At 46.3% G+C, this 16,289-nt stretch carries 12 protein-coding genes; 11 read left to right on the forward strand and 1 reads right to left on the reverse strand.

Features of this window, described 5'->3' with window-relative positions; all coding sequences use genetic code 11:
• Window position 1: 1 nt before the first annotated feature.
• Window positions 2-1,189, forward strand: coding sequence for a DUF4272 domain-containing protein (locus M3636_RS12670; RefSeq protein ID WP_251382787.1), 1,188 nt, complete (start codon window positions 2-4; stop codon window positions 1,187-1,189).
• 253 nt (window positions 1,190-1,442) lie between these two features.
• Here the strand turns inward: M3636_RS12670 and M3636_RS12675 are convergent, their stop codons facing one another.
• Entirely contained in the window at window positions 1,443-2,483 is a 1,041-nt protein-coding gene (locus tag M3636_RS12675; RefSeq protein WP_251382788.1) for a LacI family DNA-binding transcriptional regulator, read from the reverse strand.
• A gap of 519 nt (window positions 2,484-3,002) precedes the next feature.
• Between M3636_RS12675 and M3636_RS12680 the strand changes: the two genes are divergently transcribed.
• The 10 genes from M3636_RS12680 (at window position 3,003) to M3636_RS12725 (ending at window position 16,235) form a co-directional block, all read left to right on the forward strand.
• On the forward strand, window positions 3,003-4,379 hold the full coding sequence (locus tag M3636_RS12680; RefSeq protein ID WP_251382789.1) for an ABC transporter substrate-binding protein: 1,377 nt from the start codon (window positions 3,003-3,005) through the stop codon (window positions 4,377-4,379).
• Between the two features lie 170 nt (window positions 4,380-4,549).
• Window positions 4,550-7,477: an extracellular solute-binding protein gene (locus M3636_RS12685; protein ID WP_251382790.1), complete on the forward strand. Its 2,928-nt coding sequence runs from the start codon at window positions 4,550-4,552 to the stop codon at window positions 7,475-7,477.
• Between the two features lie 75 nt (window positions 7,478-7,552).
• Window positions 7,553-8,464 carry a carbohydrate ABC transporter permease gene (locus M3636_RS12690; protein WP_128104371.1) on the forward strand — a complete coding sequence of 304 codons (912 nt, stop codon included), beginning with the start codon at window positions 7,553-7,555 and terminating at the stop codon, window positions 8,462-8,464.
• Between the two features lie 4 nt (window positions 8,465-8,468).
• Window positions 8,469-9,332 carry a carbohydrate ABC transporter permease gene (locus tag M3636_RS12695; RefSeq protein WP_128101020.1) on the forward strand — a complete coding sequence of 288 codons (864 nt, stop codon included), beginning with the start codon at window positions 8,469-8,471 and terminating at the stop codon, window positions 9,330-9,332.
• An 11-nt stretch (window positions 9,333-9,343) separates the two neighbouring features.
• Entirely contained in the window at window positions 9,344-10,810 is a 1,467-nt protein-coding gene (locus M3636_RS12700) for an NHL repeat-containing protein (RefSeq protein ID WP_251382791.1), read from the forward strand.
• Window positions 10,791-11,411 carry a Yip1 family protein gene (locus M3636_RS12705; RefSeq protein ID WP_128101022.1) on the forward strand — a complete coding sequence of 207 codons (621 nt, stop codon included), beginning with the start codon at window positions 10,791-10,793 and terminating at the stop codon, window positions 11,409-11,411. The genes M3636_RS12700 and M3636_RS12705 overlap by 20 nt, the downstream gene beginning before the upstream one ends.
• A gap of 14 nt (window positions 11,412-11,425) precedes the next feature.
• Window positions 11,426-14,011: a DUF5696 domain-containing protein gene (locus M3636_RS12710; protein WP_251382792.1), complete on the forward strand. Its 2,586-nt coding sequence runs from the start codon at window positions 11,426-11,428 to the stop codon at window positions 14,009-14,011.
• Window positions 14,008-14,907, forward strand: coding sequence for a carbohydrate ABC transporter permease (locus M3636_RS12715; RefSeq protein WP_128101024.1), 900 nt, complete (start codon window positions 14,008-14,010; stop codon window positions 14,905-14,907). Before M3636_RS12710 ends, M3636_RS12715 begins: the two co-directional genes overlap by 4 nt.
• A gap of 38 nt (window positions 14,908-14,945) precedes the next feature.
• Complete coding sequence (locus M3636_RS12720; protein ID WP_251382793.1) at window positions 14,946-15,956, forward strand: carbohydrate ABC transporter permease; 1,011 nt, start codon at window positions 14,946-14,948, stop codon at window positions 15,954-15,956.
• Between the two features lie 99 nt (window positions 15,957-16,055).
• Window positions 16,056-16,235, forward strand: coding sequence for a hypothetical protein (locus M3636_RS12725; RefSeq protein WP_251382794.1), 180 nt, complete (start codon window positions 16,056-16,058; stop codon window positions 16,233-16,235).
• Window positions 16,236-16,289 lie beyond the last annotated feature (54 nt).

Raw genomic sequence — 16,289 nt, forward strand, 5'->3', positions numbered from 1 at the left:
GGTGAATCCATTGAAAAATTGTGCCTTATACAGCTCACAGTTTGACTTAGAGCAGCTTCATGAACTTATTCGGTCATTGTATCCCCAAGATCGGATCGAGCTGAATGAAGATAAAACACATATTACCGTAATTCAGAAAAAGTGGTTTAGCAAGAAAATCAAAGGATTCAACATCATGACGAGTCGAACGCATCCGGAGCAATTTACAACCATGATGCAAGGCATGATGAATTTTCTTGGCCAGATTGATGCAAACCGTCCTCTTCTCCAGGAAAAAGTATTGATCAAATGCTCAACCTTGAATATGGTGATTGGCATTGAGACAGATGAGGACATATCCGAGGATTTCTTCAATGAGCTGTTGCAACTCGCGGATCAACTCGATGCGCTCATCTTCTGGGGCGGTGGCTCTCTGTTGAACGCTCAAGGACAACTGTTACTTGATACGAACGGTGATTCAGAAGTTGAGGATTACACAGTAACCGCACATCCAAGCCTGTTGGATGAAGCGCAGCCACAGTCGCCATCTGGCATTCAGCGTAAGGAGCGATCTGAACGAATTTTAACAGAACAGGGCATTCCATTTAATCCACATTTGCCTTCTAGAGCTGGAGAGGAACATACGAGAATTCGATCTCTTGATAAAGTTGCAAGACGTGCAGTGGCTCTATGTCTTGCGGCTCTCAAGGGAGAATGTTTGGGTGCTGGTGAAAGTGCAGAAGATACCGCCGCGCTTGTCCAAGAGGTTATCGATAAATATGATGCAGGTTCATTCTTCTCGCCAGCCGAGCGAAGCTTTATTCAACAACATGGGGCGGAGCAGCAGGAGGTAATCTCCTTCTCGTGGGGATATGAAGCTTATCATGTTATGCTGTGGGCACTTGGTTATGTTCAAGAGTTAGGTGCTCCAACACAGCTATGTAACGTGGGACAAGCGGTAGGATATTTGCAGCAATGTGACACGTTTGAAGACTTTGTATCTCAAGCTTCATTCCGTGATGCAAGTGAAATCCTAGACGCTGCAGATTTAATCTATCGGTATAACTGGGTCTGTGTAGACAGTCGCGTGAAAGGGACTACACCACCTGCGGGTCTGAATGGAGGGGTAGCCTACGAACGACACCGGGCGTTGAATTGGTTAATCTGTTATCTAGATCAAGAGTGGGATGATGTTAGAACGGATACCTAAGCATGCGACTGGGTGTCGGGAAGAAAAGAAGTTAAACTGCAAATGCAAGCGTAAATACCCCAAGCCATTCATGAATGGTTTAGGGGTATTTGTCATGAGTATGATAACAATCGTTTAACATGTCCAAATCTGAAGATGCAGTCTAATACTTGCATGTCAGCAGCCGATAATGGATTCTATCGCTAATCATGTAGAGCTACAGGATTACAAGCATGCATTCTTAGGAGAACCATGGGGCTGACGGTGGTATAGATCAACCGCTATGCCGGCCGAACTGTTCTCGAATAATAACATCTGCGAGAATGAGCTTTTTTTCCACATTACTTTCAGGATTCACAATACGCCATAACATCTGATCCACTGCGCGTGCACCAAGTAACTCCTTGTTGACGTTGACACTAGCGAGCATAGGAATGTCGTTATATACATTATCAAAGCCTGTGACGACACACTGATCAGGTACGCGAATGCCCATACTTTCTAGCGTCTGAATGGTAGAGAGGGCATAAAAGTCATTGGCGCACACAAATACTTCAGGTAAGTTGGTTTCGTTAAACTGCGAACTGAAGGTCTTGCGAAAGTCCTCAAGATCCGGGCTGCTAAGCTCGGGAATCTGGTTGAGTTCAATCCCGTGTCCCACAAGAACTGAGCTGTAAGCCAGCCAGCGTTCATAGAAACTGTGTGCATCATGGATGTTGCCTACAAACTGGAAACGTTTGAATCCCTTTCGAAGCAGATAGAGCATAATGTCACGCATGGACGCAAAATTGTCCGTGAAAATACTGTCACTATGGAAGACGGGATCTAGATGATCGACCATCACGACAGGTATACCCAGACGTTTAATCTCAAGCAGGATCGGTGTGGAGATGGAGCCTACCGTAATGATGCCTCGAATGGCATCCGGATTTAATAACGTAAATAATTGGTCAGCAGAAGGCTCTGTCAGTGTCAGTATATTAATACCCTTCTGATTAAGCCTGGAGGATATCCCATTAAAGACGGGGCCCCAGTATACGGATTCCTGATTCTGATAACGGACGTTAGGAAACAAAATTAAAATCGTTCCGCTCCAACGTATGTTTTGTGGATCATTAAGATCATTACTATTGTGGACATCCCCCGATAACGCAGCGTTATCTTTGAAATATCCAAGCTTGCCTGCGGCTTTAAGGATAACATCCCGTGTCTGGTCGCTTACTCCTGATTTTCCAGATAACGCGCGTGAAACCGCAAATTTCGACAAGCCCGTAAAGTGTGCAATTTCCTGGATTGTTACCTTCGTCTTCATCATACCATCCTTACACTCGTAGTTCTGCCGTATTGTCTACAACGAATTATGAAACTGATTCTAGTATACATGATTAATTTCCCTGAATCGAATTACAGACAGACATTTCAAGTGGATAGCTCTAGGTGGGTTTAAACGGATTGTGAAATGCTAAGATGAGTGAGGTTACACGAGAATTAAGGCGAATTTTGTCTAAAAAATTATGTTTTGTTATTTTAAATAAATAACAAAAACAAAAATATTGATTGGTTCTCTATTCGTGTGTACTCAATAGGTGAGATGGATAATATGCTTTAAAATAAGCGTTTTTATGCCCTGTAATTGCATTCTAACAGAAGAATTAGAAAATGTTAACAACAAAAATGTTGACGCTTACATTATGCTATGTTAAATTTTGTTTGTTAAAACCAAACGAGAAAATAACAAATGGTGGTGGTCATGTATTTTCTTTAGGGCATATGGGGTGCATCGGTTTCGGTTTGGCCATGATTTGTAAACACATTTGGGGAGGTTGTTCTAATCATGATTAGAAAACGGAGCTTTTTTCCTATTCTTTTATTGGTGTTCATGCTTTTTGTATCCGCTTGCAGTGGAGGGGGAACAGCACAGACAGCCAGTGAACAGGAAGGTACGACGAATTCTGGCAATACGACAGAAACGGTAGAAGCAAGCACGGAAGTTGAAGAACCTGCAGCGGATGTTCCGAATCTGAATGGCCGTGTCATTAAGGTTGCAGCATGGTGGGATTTGAAACCAGCTGGAGAGACTGCGTCCGACAAAGCACGTTTGGATAAAATTGCTGAGGTTGAGAAGAAATACAACGTGACCATCGAATTCGTGAATGTACCGTTTGAAGAGTACATGAACAAATTCACAACGACTGCCCTTGCTGGCGAGCCGTTCGCAGATATTGTACAGATGGAATATAAATCTGCACTCCCGGCTGTTCTCAAAGGGCAGTTATTGCCGATCTCTGAATTTACCACGAGTGAGAACAATATCAATCAGGAAGCTAACTTGATGACGAGATTCCCGTCTATTGCAGGTAATGATTACGCATTTGACTCACCGACAAGTATTGGTCTGGGTCTTCACTATAACCGCGACTTATTCAAGAAGCTGTCGCTGCCTGATCCACAGGAACTGTATAACAACGGCGAGTGGACTTGGGATAAGTTCATGGAACTTGCTAAACAGGCAACCAAAGATACAGATAACGATGGCAAAATTGATGTCTATGGATATTCTGGCTGGGTAATCGATGCACTGCGTCACTTTACGGCAGCCAATGGCGGTACGATCGTAGATGACGGGAATTCCAAAGAAGGCTTGTCTGATCCGAAAACGATTGAAGCGGCTGAATTTATCAAGCGCCTGTATAACGTCGAGAATGTTGTGAAAGTGAAAACGGGCGACAAAACGAATTGGGAAGAGAGTAACACATTCAAGGATGGAGACGTTGCTCTGTTCACTGCTGCCGAATGGCAATTAGGAGATCTGACCTTTGCAGCTGGAGTCGTACCTATTCCGAACGGCCCTCAGGGCGATAAGTCTGTAACGTATGCAAACAATGCGGCAGCAGCGAAGTTCATTCCTAAAGGGGTAGAGGATCCGAAGATTGTCTACCAAATCTATGAAGAGACCTTCGACATTCCACAGATTGAAGAGTACCCAGGTCAAGATTACCTGGAAAGCCTCTACTCAGACGAGAAGGACATCGCGATGATTCGTGAGCATATCGCTGGCACAGGTCGCATCTTGCTGGATGATGCCTATGCGGGTTATCCAATCGGTGATTATGTAAACGATATCATCAAAAACAATGCTTCCGTTACGGCAACAGCAGAGAAGTATAAAGCACAGGCTCAAGCTGCTGTGGATAAGCTCAGTAAACAATAACAACAGCAATAATTAGGGTTGGTCTGAAAACTCCGAAGGAAGCAGATTTGGCCGAATTTTCAGACACGTCCTGGGTTGGGGTACCTCGTATCTAAGATGCAGGAGTACCCCTTTTCCTAAATCCCAAAAGAGGAACGCTGGCATCAGCCTTGATGAGGAGGACTCGTAGGATGGCTGGAATTCTACAACGAAAGAAATGGATCCTGCCTGCCGTAATGGTCATCGCAGCAGCCGGGGTGATTTTTTATTTCACATCGGGGACAGATGCGGAAAGTGCGGATGTTCCACCCGGCGGTTTGCCGGCCATTGAAGTGGATGCTATCTTGCAGCAGACAAGGCAGAAAAAAGGGTATGAGCAATATTTGTCTAAGGTAGGCGAAGCTGCTCGGCCGAATGTGGATATAACGATTGAAGCTGGGGAGTATACACGAGCCAGTGGCGGCGAGGTGCAGACACTCGATCATTACGAGGGCCTGGAAGGAACATCGCTACATACCGGTGAGACCGGAGAGGTCGACTGGATGATCAGCGTACCAGAATCGGGATGGTACAACCTTTCTGCAACGTATTTCCCTGTAGAGGGCAAGAGTTCCGCGATTGAACGTGCACTGTACATTGATGGTGAACTTCCGTTTGCGGAAGCCGCCTATTTGCAGTTTGATCGGTTATGGAGCAATGAGAAAGATGAGGTTCAGCAGGATAATCAAGGGAATGATCTTCGTCCCAAACAGGTGGAGAAACCGCGCTGGGTAGAAGAAACTTTTCAGGATTCAGACGGTTACGAACAAGAACCATTCAAGTTTTATTTGGAAAAAGGGGAACACACACTAACGCTGAAATCCTCTCGGGAACCGATGGTATTACGTTCTTTACGATTGTTCAATGACAAACCGGTAGCTCCGTATTCGGAGATGGCACAAGCGCAGAATAGCGATTCATTCCCGCAACCGAAGGATGTGCTCATTCGCATAGAAGGGGAGGCTGCCGTTGCCAAGTCTTCTCCAACGTTATATCCAACTAGCGAAAGATCAAGTTCAGCAGTGTCTCCTTACAGCGCTTCCCAGGTACGAATCAATACGATTGGCGGCTATAACTGGCGTTTGCCGGGACAATGGATTGAATGGGAAGTGGATGTGCCGGAGGATGGACTTTATCATATCGGATTTACGGCGCAGCAAAATTTTGTGAAAGGGATCTATTCCACCCGCAAGTTAACCATTGATGGCGAGGTTCCATTTGCTGAGATGATGAAAGCTCCTTTTCGGTATCAGAGCGATTATCGTGTAGATGTGATGGGCGGAGATGAGCCTTATAAGTTCTTGCTGGACAAGGGAAAACATGTCATTCGGCTAGAAAATAGCCTAGGCGATTTCGCACCACTGATCCGCAATGTAGAGGATAGCTTGTACAATCTGAACTCCATGTATCGGCGAATTCTGATGATCACAGGTACTAAGCCTGATGAGTTCAGGGATTACCGGGTGGAGAAGCAGATTCCGAATCTGCTGGAAGTGTTCAGTGGAGAGAGTGAGCGTTTGAAGGAAGTTGCCGCTCAGCTTCGCATCTTATCCGGTCAATCGAGTGATCAGGAGGCGCTGATCAAAACGATGGCGCAACAGCTCGATGAGATGATTGAGAAGCCAGATACCATTCCGAGAAGACTCGCTGCTTACAAAACAAATACAGGTGGACTCGGTACATGGGTGCAGCAAGCGAGAGAGCAACCACTGGAGATTGATGCACTCTATGTCACCTCGCTAGATCGTAACATTCCTGAAACGGGCATGGGGCCAATGGCCAAAATCGGGCATGAAGCGAAAACGTTCTACAACTCATTTTTCATCGATTATAACCAGATCGGAAACGTTGCTACATCCGAAGATCAGCGGACAGTGACTGTCTGGATCGGTAGCGGACGAGATCAAGCGAACACAATGAAAGCGATGATTGATGAGACGTTCACCCCTGAGAGCGGCATTAATGTCAATCTGAAGCTGGTGAATATGGGTACGTTGTTGCCAGCTACGTTATCAGGCGAAGGGCCAGACATTGCGATGCAGATTGGCAATGACCTGCCTGTGAACTTTGCGATGCGGAATTCAGCCATGGATCTGACACAGTTTAGTGATTATGACGCAGTGGAACAGGAGTTTAGGGAAAGTGCGATTGTCCCATATGCCTATGATTCTGGTGTATATGCACTCCCCGAAACGCAGACGTTCAACATGTTATTTTATCGTAAAGATGTGCTTGCTGAGCTCGGTCTTGAGGTGCCTCAAACGTGGGATGATGTCGAGAGCTTACTTGCGATCCTGAGCAAAAATCATATGGAATTTGGCATGCCGATTGTAACGCAGGCGAACATGCAAGGTGTCAACATTCCGCCGAACTCACAGTATGCAACGATGCTGCTGCAAAATGGCGGTGCGTTCTATCGAAATAATGATAAGGAATCGGATCTGGATTCTCGTATCGGGATTGAGACGTTCAAAAAATGGACGGAGTTCTACACCGACTACAAGCTGGAACGAGAATATGATTTTGCCAATCGCTTCCGTACCGGGCAGATGCCTATTGGCTTGACGGATTACACGATGTATAACCAGCTATCTGTCTTTGCACCTGAGATTCGTGGCCTGTGGGGATTCGTGCCCGTGCCGGGAACCGTACAGGAAGATGGAACACTGAACCGCGATACGCCGGGTGGTGGTACTGCGGTCATGATGTTACAGAGTGCGAAGGATCAAGAGGCTGCATGGGAATTTATGAAATGGTGGACCAGTACACCGATTCAAGCGGAATTCGGACGTGAGATGGAAGGTTTGATGGGAGCCGCTGCACGTTATCCGACTGCGAATATAAAAGCTTTGGATTCACTTCCATGGCCTGCTGAGGATTACGCTAATTTGAAGGCGCAATTCGAAACGGTGAAGGGTATTCCTGAAGTGCCAGGCGGTTACTTTACAGGACGCCATCTGTTTAATGCGTTTTACAAAACCGTCGTAGGTCAGGTGGAAGCAAGAGAATCCATCATGGACTATACCCAGTATATTCAGGACGAGATTCGGATCAAGCGTAATGAATTTGGTCTTCCGTAAGCAGAGGGAGGGTTAACAGTGTCACAAATATCACTCCGAGACGGACAAAACAGTCCTCCTGAGAAAACGCCGAGAATGGGCATGAAATCATGGTGGAGCTGGAAGCTCCAGGAAATGAAGGCCAGCAAACATTCCTATGTACTGCTCGCTCCTTATATGATCCTGTTCACCATGTTCACCGTGATTCCCGTTGTCATCTCAATCATATTGAGCTTCACCTACTTTAACATGCTGGAATTTCCGAAATTTATTGGTTGGCAGAACTACACCCGATTATTTCTGGAGGATGACGTATTTCTGATTGCGATCAAAAATACGTTGCTGTTTGCCATCATTACAGGACCGATCAGTTATATTGCTTGTTTCGTTTTTGCCTGGATTATCAATGAGTTGACTCCGAAATGGAGAGCGTTTATGACGTTGATTTTCTACGCGCCCTCCATTTCGGGCAATGTCTATTTTATCTGGCTGATGATTTTCTCGGGCGATCGGTACGGGATTGCGAACGGTCTGTTAATTAAATGGGGATTTCTGCTTGAGCCGATCCAATGGCTGAAGACGGAAGCCTACATTATGCCGATCCTCATCCTGGTGCAATTGTGGCTCAGTCTTGGAACAGGCTTCCTCGCGTTTATCGCAGGTCTGCAGACGGTAGATCGGACGTTGTATGAGGCAGGGGCTGTAGATGGAATCAAGAACCGTTGGCAGGAGCTATGGTACATTACGCTGCCTTCGATGCGTCCACAGCTGATGTTTGGTGCGGTGATTCAATTAACGACCTCCTTCGCTGTAGCGGATGTATCCATTGCACTTGCAGGTTTCCCAAGTGTCAACTATGCCGCTGAGACGGTGGTTACGCATTTGATTGATTTTGGTACCACGCGGTTCGAGATGGGGTATGCCTCAGCCATTGCGACAGTGCTCTTTATGATTATGGTGGGCACGAACTTGTTGGTACAGAAACTGCTGAGAAGGGTGGGAGAGTAACGATATGGCCGCCATTACAACAGCCAAAAAGCGGGTGAACCGCTCATTATCCGGAAGCATCTCCCTGTTTGCCCTTCTACTGGTGTTCGGTGCGTTTATGGTACTGCCTCTCATCTATGCGATCAACAATGCGTTCAAGCCACTGGATGAGATCTTTACTTTTCCACCGACCCTATTTGTTAAAAACCCAACGTTAAGCAACTTCACCGATTTGCTGAACCTGCTTAGCGATTCATGGGTTCCATTCTCACGTTATATTTTCAACACGGTATTTATTACAGGAATCGGCATCGTGGGTCACGTGCTACTGGCTTCTGCGGCAGCATACCCACTTGCCAAACACAAGTTCCCGGGCAAAGTATTCATGTTTCAGGTGGTTGTACTTTCCCTGATGTTCACACCTGCCGTGACGGCAATCCCGAACTATATGATCATGTCATGGTTAGGATGGATCGATACGTATTGGGCTGTTATCATTCCGGCATTTGCCTATTCGCTAGGTCTGTATCTCATGAAGCAATTCATGGAACAGATTCCGGATGCATTGCTGGAAGCAGCAAAGATTGATGGCGCAAGTGAGTATCGCATTTTCTGGTCGATCGTCATGCCGAATGTGAAGCCAGCGTGGCTTACTTTGATTATTCTGTTATTCCAGATGCTGTGGGGAAGCGATGGCAATGGATATATCTATAGTGAGCAGTTGAAGACCTTGCATTATGCTGCAGGGCAGATCATTCAGGGCGGAATTTCCCGTGCCGGAGCAGGTGCAGCGGTTGCATTGATCTTGATGAGTGTGCCAATTACGCTGTTTATTTTCTCGCAGAGCCGCATCATTGAGACGATGGCAAGCTCAGGCATGAAGGATTAAGGGGGAACGATATGGCACGCACAGTGAAAAGATGGCTAAGTCTTCTGGCGGCAGTATCCCTGTTGCTGGTGAATGCCATGCCTGCGGCAGCCTCCCCGGCGCCGTATGACAGCTATAACTACAACTACTGGAAAGAAGCCGTTCCTTCACCGGATGCTTACCTGCCTCAGCGAACGATCTCAGGCAGTGATCTGGGAATTGGCGAATTCAAAGATCCTGGTGATATGAACGTCTCTTCATCTGGTCAGATCTATATTTTGGACAGTGGGAACAGCCGTATCGTCGTCTTGGACGCGAACTATAAGCTCTTACGGGTTATTGATGGTTTTATGCTGGATGGCAGCAAGGAGGCATTTAGCGTTCCGAGCGGACTATTTGTGGATGAAAATGAACAGATTTACATTGCAGATACCGGCAACAGTCGCGTCGTAGTGTTAGATGCAGAAGGGAACCTGGTACATACCATTACGAAGCCAGAATCGGACATTTTGGCGACTGATTTTCAGTTTCAGCCTTTGAAGCTGACCGTGGATCGTGTGGGCCGGGTATACGTTGTGGCACAAGGTGTATATGAGGGCATTATGCAGTTTGATGAGAACGGTCAATTCATTGGTTATGTAGGAACAAATAAGGTTGAACGGGACTATGGCGAATATATCTGGCGCATGTTTTCAACTAAAGCTCAGCGGGCTCAGATGGTTCTATTTGTACCTACCGAGTTCTCGAATGCAGATATCGACCATAAAGGGTTCGTATACGCCACCAATATTGATCCAGGTTCGAACGAGCCGATCAAGCGGCTGAATCCTTCGGGCGAGGATGTGCTCAAACGATTCGGTTACTACGATGTCAAGGGAGACATCCGTTTCCGAAATAGCACCGGCCCATCCAAGTTAATTGATGTGAAGGTGTTAGGCAACGGCATGTATAGTGTGCTGGACGCCACGCAGAACCGAGTGTTCACTTACGATGATGAAGGCCATCTGCTGTATATCTACGGGGGCAAGGGTAACCAGGTCGGTACACTCAAGACTCCTGTTGCGATTGAGCAATCCGGTGATCATTCGTTAGTGCTGGATCGGGGCAAAAGCAATTTGGTAGTCTATGAGCCCACTCGATTCGGTTCAACGGTGAATCAGGCTGTTGCTCTGCATTATCAGGGCGAGGACACGGAGGCCGTGCATCTCTGGAAAGAGGTGCTTAAGCTGAACGCTAACTATGATATCGCATATATCGGCATCGGTAAGTCATTGCTGATGGAGAAGAAAAACGAAGAGGCTCTTGGTTACTTCGAGCTAGGCATGGATCGCAAGAGTTATTCTGTCGCATTCAAACGACATCGGAGAGAGGTCATGAAGGAGAATTTTGGCACATTTCTAACGGTTGCTATTGTGGCGGTCTTTGTTCTGATCCTTGTTCGATTGGCGGTTAAATGGAAACGGAGGAGGCAGATCGATCGTGAAGCAGGATTACATTAAGTTTCCGTTGCACCTCATTTTTCACCCCATTGATGCATTCTGGGATCTGAAGTCGGATAACCGGGGTAGGTTAGCTGTTGCTTTTAGTGCACTCGTGCTGACGATTATGATTATGATTTTGCAAAAACAGTACGCAGGTTTTCTGGTCAACTATTCGGACCCGCGGACACTGAACAGCATTCAGGAGATCTTAACGATTGTTGTGCCGTTCTTTCTCTGGTGTACAGCCAATTGGGCTATCACAACCCTGATGGAGGGTGAAGGCAAATTCAAAGAGATTGTGCTGGCGACAGGTTACTCGCTTATCCCACTTATTTTGATTTATGCACCGATGATTGTGATTAGTCGGTTTATGGTTCAGGAAGAAACGGCTTTCTATTATCTAGCAACGACGATTGCCTTCATCTGGTTTGTGCTTTTGTTGTTCATCGGTACAATGACGGTACACCAGTATACTGTTATCAAAACCGTTATTACGATGGTGCTGACCGTTATTGTTATGGGGATTATCATTTTCCTTGGTGCGCTGGTGTTTAGCATGCTTCAGCAACTATTCGAATTTGGCTACAATATCTATCGCGAATTGATTTTTCGGACGTAAAGGAGGCGGCATCGGTGAACAAAAAGCAACGACTATATACGGTGCTGGCCGGCGGTATAGCTGTGGTGATGATTGCAGCCGGGCTGCTGTATATAAATAACCGGGGCATTCCTGCTGTAGAAGTTGCAGCTTATGTCCAGACGACAACAGAAGCGCAGCCAACCGAGGTGGAGGCACTTCGTTTCTTGACAGACTCATCTGAGGGCGTACCGGGTATGAAGCTGGTGGCCGAGGATGCGGGTCTCGCGCTCTACTACAATGAAGAGACAACCGAAATAGCGGTTCGAGACGGAAATAGCGGACAGATCTGGTACAGCAATCCGGAAGCGCGGAATGAGGATGGTCTGGCCTCGGGATATGAGAAAGAGGTGTTATCCTCTCAGCTCAACGTTTCCTTCCGAGACGCAATTGGCACGTTGGAGAATTACCCTAATTTTAGCTCCAGTATTAGTAACAAACAATTTGTCGCATCCAACATTGAACAGGGAGTTCGCGTGAATTATACCCTCGGAGATACATCGCTTGGCATTAATGCGTTGCCTAAACTGATCAGTAAACAGCGGCTGGAAGAGAAGGTACTTTCCAAGCTGGATGAAACTGCAGCGCGATACACTTCTGCTCGTTATTATCCAAGCAAAGCGAATCCCGATGTACTTGAAAGATTGGACGGACAGATATCTAAACAGCTTGTTCTAAACAAGATGCTGGATGCATTCCAGACCGCAGGATACAGCGAAGAAGATCTAGCCTATGACAATCAGGAGAATGGTGTCGAGGGTGGAGGCACATCGGAGAAGCCTAGTTTCGAAATTCCAGTAGAGTACCGGTTAGAGGAAGGAACACTTCTTGTAACGGTACCACTGAGTCAGGTAAAAGAGAGTGGGCAGTACCGTATTCGTAATATCGATCTGCTCGCTTATTTTGGTGCTGCCGATGCTGAGGAAGAGGGATATATGTTTGTACCTGACGGTTCGGGCAGCCTGATCCATCTGAACAATGGGAAGATCAAGGAAGAGCAGTATGTTCAACGTGTCTACGGTATGGATCCCAACGATAATTCTCTCAGTCGTCCTCAAGTAAGTGAGTCTGCTCATATGCCTGTCTTTGGACTGAAGAACGGTGATCGTGCTTGGTTTGCCATCATTGAGAAGGGTGATGCGATGGCTAGCATCGCAGCGGATATCGGTGGCAGACAAAATAGCTACAACCATGTATATAGCAGCTTCTCCTTACGCGGTGAAGATGAATTGGAAATGTATACGTCACAGAAAATACAGGAGATTCAGTTGCTTAGTGAAGAGCCGTTTCGTGGAGATATTCAGGTACGCTATCAATTCCTTCAAGGGAATGATGCCAGTTATTCCGGAATGGCGAGGTTATATCAGCAACAGCTAATGAATCAAGATGTATTGAAACCATTGGTTGATCAAGAGGATATTCCTTTCTATGTGAACGTGCTTGGTGCGGTGGACAAAAGGGCTTCTTTTCTTGGCGTGCCTTATCGCACTACATTAGCGATGACCACTTACGAGCAGGCGAGTACCATTGCAGAAGAACTTCAGCAAAAGGGTCTGAAGCATGTGCAAATGAGATATCAGGGATGGTTTGGTGGAGGATACAGTCACCATACGCCAACACGAGTGAAGCTGGATTCGGAAGTGGGAAGTTCGTCGGAGTTGAAGCAGCTCTCTGAACAATTGCGTGAATCAGGGGGTGCGCTTTTCCCGGATGTGGCCTTTCAGCATATCTATCACAATGACTCTCGGTTTGCACCTTCCGCAGATGCGGCGCGTTTTGTCACCAAGGAGACTGCCCAGTTGTATCCATACAATCCTGCCTTGAACCGAATGGATCAGAGCAGAGACGATTACTACCTACTCTCAGCAGCCAAGCTTCCCTATGTAGTCAGTGAATTCGCTGAGAAGGTTGGCAAGTTGGAGCTACAAGGGTTATCCCTGCGTGATCTCGGTCAGGTGTTAAGCTCGGACTATCGGGATAGTCGGGTTATTCATAGGGAGACGGCGAAGAACATTGTGCAAGAACAGCTTGAAAAGTTACAGCAGACTTACCCGAATATGATGCTTTCATCGGCTAATGCATATGCCTGGGGCTATGCTCAGCATATTGTGGATGTGCCAAGAGGCTCAAGCCGTTTCAATATCACCGATGAGGAAGTACCTTTTTACGAGATGGTCATTCATGGATACAAAGACTATGCTGGCTCACCTATGAATACATCGGGAGATCAAGATCTACGCAAACAATTGCTGCGTAGTCTGGAGCTCGGAGCAGCACCGCAATTTCAATGGACTTATGAACCATCGTCACTTATGAAGCTGACGAATTACGATTCGGCGTATGCTACGGACTATGCATACTGGGTGGATGAGGCTGTAGAGCTATATCAAGAAGCCAATGAAGTACTCCGTGGTTTGAGAACCCAAACGATTGTAGACCATAAGCGGATACAGGACGGGGTCGTGCAGGTCAATTACAGTGGTGGTGCACAGATCCTCGTTAACTATACCTCTGAGCCGGTTACGGTGGATAACATCGTTGTGGATGCGGCGGATTACGCGCTGAAAGGAGTCAACCGATGAGAACGATTCGATTATCGCTAAAATCACGGAGAGCGTTGCTTGGCCTTGCGTTTATCTCACCCTGGCTGATAGGCTTCATCTTTCTCTTCGTAACACCGTTGCTGCAATCGATTCGGTTCAGTTTGAGTAATTTATCGGTTGCCCCTGGAGGATATGTACTGGATTTCGTTGGGTTGAAAAACTTCAAGGATGCAATCCTGGTCGATGCCACCTTTAACCGTATTTTGTTAGATTCGGTCGGTGCGATGCTGCTGAATGTTCCGATGATCCTGTTCTTTAGTTTGTTCACGGCGACGTTATTGAATCAGAAATTTAAGGGGAGAACGATGGCGCGTGCGATTTTCTTTCTTCCCGTTATTCTGGCTTCAAGTGCAGTAGCAGCGGCTGAGTCTGCGGGATTGATCAATATGATGGGGGATGCTTCTGCAATTGATTCGTCTGTGGACGGAGGTGCTTCCTTCAACGTTGTATCCATTGTGCGCATGCTGTCTGACGTGGGATTACCTATGGCTTATGTTGATTATATTGTGGAAGCCATTATGCGTATTTACGAGATTGTCAGCAGTTCAGGCGTACAGATTCTGATCTTTCTTGCCGCACTGCAATCGGTGCCTGGTTCGATGTACGAGGTAGCGAAGATTGAAGGTGCGACAGCTTATGAGTCGTTCTGGAAAATTACATTCCCTATGGTCAGCCCGCTGATTCTGACGAATGTGATCTATACTATTATCGATTCATTTGCTGGAAGTCCGGTTACGGAGGCTATTTATCAGACGGCATTCAAAACCCAAAACTTCGGTCTTAGCTCGGCGATGTCCTGGCTATACACGATCGTCATTGGACTCGTGCTGGTTGTTGTCGGCTGGGTGTTGTCCCGGCGAGTTCATTATAACTAACAGACCGATTAGATTACGCCTGAAGGAGGCATTAGACTATGGCTGCGTCCGGAACAGATCGCATGGTAGTCGTCCCCAAAGAAAACGTTCATATGCATAGGGTGCGAAACAAAACATCGGATCTGCTCTATTCCATCTTCCGATATGCACTGGTCATTGGAATTTCGTTTATTATTCTATATCCATTGTTTCTCAAAATTTCGGTTACCTTCAAGGATAAGCAGGATATTTATAATCCAACAATCTATATGATTCCGCAGCATTTCACGTTGGATAATATTAAACTTGCGGCGCAGGTGATGGATTACCTTCCTTTGCTTGCGAACACGCTCTTATTTGTAACCATCACCACCATACTCACGGCAATATCTTGTGCTCTTGCTGGATATGGGTTTGCACGTTTTTCTTTTCCGGGCAGTAATGTGTTATTTGTACTCGTCATTCTTACGATTTTGGTGCCAACCAGCACCTTGATGGTGCCGATGTATCTGCACTTCCGTAGTTTCGACTTTATGGGTATTATTCATCTGTTTACCGGGCGAGATGGGATTAATCTGCTCAATACGTACTGGCCTTCCATTATTACAGCAGCAACTGCGGGAGGGCTAAAGGCAGGTTTGTTCATTTATATTTTCCGTCAGTTCTTCAAAGGCATGCCTAAAGAGATTGAAGAAGCCGCATTGATTGACGGTGCGGGTGGATTTCGAACATTTGCTAGAATTATGTTACCCAATGCCATATCACCATTGATTACAGTCATTCTGTTTTCATTTGTATGGCAGTATAACGATACATTCTACTCGGCATTGTTCATGAGCGAGAGCCCGCTTATCTCACTTAAGGTGGCTTCATTACCTGCACAGGCAAACCAATTGATTCCGCAACTGATGGGCTTTGGTTCCAACACTGGTATGAAGGCAGACCCGAACTATGTTGCGATGATTGTAGACACTGGCATTTTGCTCGCAATTGCACCGTTAATTATTTTGTATTTGTTTGTACAGCGGTATTTCGTTGAAAGTATCGAGCGTTCTGGAATCGTTGGTTAATACAGCAAGACCCAAGTTCTTCGCTAAGAACTTGGGTCTGTTGTTGGTTATGCTGGTATCTAACCTAATCAAAGATGAAAGGGGAGGTTCACATGTTGATTGAGAACGGAAAGACAGGTGTATACCAAAAGCGAAATTGTGGACGTGATCCGTCAATATGGATGGCCCCAGGAGTGGAACCGTCAGGGCGATCTTGGCCCCGAGCGTTACATTGAAGTTCAGGTATGGGATGAGCGCATAATTGAGCCTTATATAGGTTGTTCAGAAAGGTCGCGTTAGATTACGAAGGGAACACGTACTTAGATAGAGTCGTAGGAAATCCGTGTAAAAAAA

Source organism: Paenibacillus sp. MER 99-2 (genome assembly GCF_023714095.1).
In the GTDB taxonomy this organism is placed as follows: domain Bacteria; phylum Bacillota; class Bacilli; order Paenibacillales; family Paenibacillaceae; genus Paenibacillus.